The sequence below is a fragment of the Massilia sp. CT11-108 genome (genome assembly GCF_047302915.1).
Taxonomy (GTDB): Bacteria; Pseudomonadota; Gammaproteobacteria; order Burkholderiales; family Burkholderiaceae_D; genus Telluria; species Telluria orientalis.
Genome location: NZ_JBKYMO010000744.1, coordinates 1 through 2,016, shown reverse-complemented (window position 1 = coordinate 2,016; position 2,016 = coordinate 1). Strand labels below are relative to the sequence as shown.

Here is a 2,016-nt window from a genome sequence, read left to right as displayed (position 1 = left end):
CTGGCTCAATCGCCTTTGCTTTTGCCTAAGCCGTTGACCCCGCCGGCGGACTCCACCACGGGCTCGCCCTGGGGGCCCACTATATTCTGGCCGACTCGGCCTACGCCGCCCACCGCGCCGCCGCTGCCGTTCACCTTCATCGGCAAGTCCGTCGGCGACGGCGCCTGGGAAGTCTACCTGGCGCGCGGCGACCGCACGTACGTCGTGCGCGAGAAGGGCGCCGTGATCGACGGGACGTACCGCGTCGAGTCCATCGCGCCGCCGGTCCTGACCCTGACCTACCTGCCGCTGAACCAGGTTCAACAGCTTAATATTGGAGTATTCGATTGATCGCTCGCCCAACTCTGGCCCGGCGCCTGCTCCCGGCGCTGCTCGCCATCCTGCTGTCCGGCTGCGCGGCCCAAATGGCCTACCGCGAAGGCAACGAGCTCGTGGCCCAGGACAAGGTCGAGGCCGGGCTTACCAAATACCAGGAAGCGCTGGCCGCCGATCCGACCAACGTCCAGTACAAGTCCGCGTACCTGCGCGTCCGCGACGCCGCCACGAACCGCCTGCTGCCGCAGGCCGACCGTGAACTGGCCGACGGCAAGGTCGACCTGGCCGTGGCTGACTACCGGCGCGTGCTGGCGATCGATCCGCTCAACGACCGCGCCCGCGCCGGCCTGCGCCAGGTGGATGCCGACCGCCGTCACGGGGTGTTGATGGGAGAAGCGCGCGCCGCGCTGGAGCGCAAGGATTACGACACGGCGAAAACGAAGCTGACCGCCATCCTGACGGAGCGCCCGACGCACGAACCGGCGCGTCAATTGCTGGCCGAGGTGAACGACAAGATCGCGGCGAATTCCCCCGAGGCGGCGCTGGCGGCCGCGTTCCGCACGCCCATCAACCTGGAATTCCGCGACGCGCCGATCAAGCAGATCTTCGAAGTCATCGCGCGCCACTCGGGCCTGAACTTCCTGTTCGATAAGGACGTCAAGACGGACCAGCGCGCGTCGGTCTTCCTGAAGAACAGCACGGTGGAAGCGGCCGTGTACTATCTCCTGATGACGAACCAGCTGGAGCGCCAGGTCATGGACGGCAACACGATCCTGATCTACCCGAACATCGCGGCCAAGCAGAAGGAATACCAGGAGATGACGGTGAAGACCTTCTACCTGGCCAATGCGGAAGCGAAGTCGATCGGCAACACGCTCAAGACGATCCTGAAATCGAAGGACGTCGTCGTGGACGAGAAGCTCAACCTCGTGATCCTGCGCGACACGCCGGAAGCCGTGAAGCTGGCGTCGCAGCTCGTGGCGCTGCAGGACGTGCCGGAGGCCGAGGTGATGCTGGACGTCGAGGTGCTGGAAGTGCAGCGCAACCGCCTGCTCGACCTGGGCATCGACTGGCCCACGAGCCTCGCGTTCGCGCCGCTGACGACGGCGGCCGGCGGCGCGATCACGATCGACCAGCTGCACCACCTGGACAGCACGACGATCGGCGTGACCGGGATCGCCGGTTCGATCACGGCCAGCAAGACGGACGGCGATTCCGACACGCTGGCCGCGCCGCGCATCCGCGTGCGCAACAAGGAAAAGGCCAAGGTCGTCATCGGCGACAAGCTGCCGACCATCACGACGACCATCTCGTCGGGCGTGGGCGGCTTCGCGTCCGAGTCCGTGAACTACGTCGACGTGGGCCTGAAGCTGGACGTCGAGCCCACGATCTACCTGAACAACGAAGTGGGCATCCGTATCTCGCTGGAAGTCAGCAACCTGGTCGACACGGTCACGACGAAGGGCGGCACGACGGCATACCGCATCGGCACGCGCTCGGCCTCCACGATGCTGCAGCTGAAGGATGGCGAGAACCAGGTGCTGGCGGGCCTGATCAAGAACGAAGACCGCTCCAGCAGCACGAAGCTGCCGGGCATCGGCGACCTGCCGATACTGGGCCGCCTGTTCGGCAGCCAGCAGGACACGCGCAACAAGACCGAGGTCGTGCTGTCGATCACGCCGCACCTGATCCGCACCCTGC

Annotated in this window: 2 protein-coding genes; both read left to right on the top strand. The window is 66.0% G+C overall.

Going from position 1 to position 2,016, the window contains the following annotated elements; genetic code table 11:
* Window positions 1-33: 33 nt before the first annotated feature.
* The gene (locus ACEN88_RS30190; protein ID WP_413345644.1) at window positions 34-330 is read left to right on the top strand and encodes a hypothetical protein; all 297 of its coding nucleotides are present in this window, start codon (window positions 34-36) and stop codon (window positions 328-330) included.
* A partial coding sequence (locus tag ACEN88_RS30185; RefSeq protein WP_413345642.1) for a secretin N-terminal domain-containing protein occupies window positions 327-2,016 on the top strand: 1,690 nt, incomplete at its 3' end. The genes ACEN88_RS30190 and ACEN88_RS30185, both read left to right, overlap by 4 nt.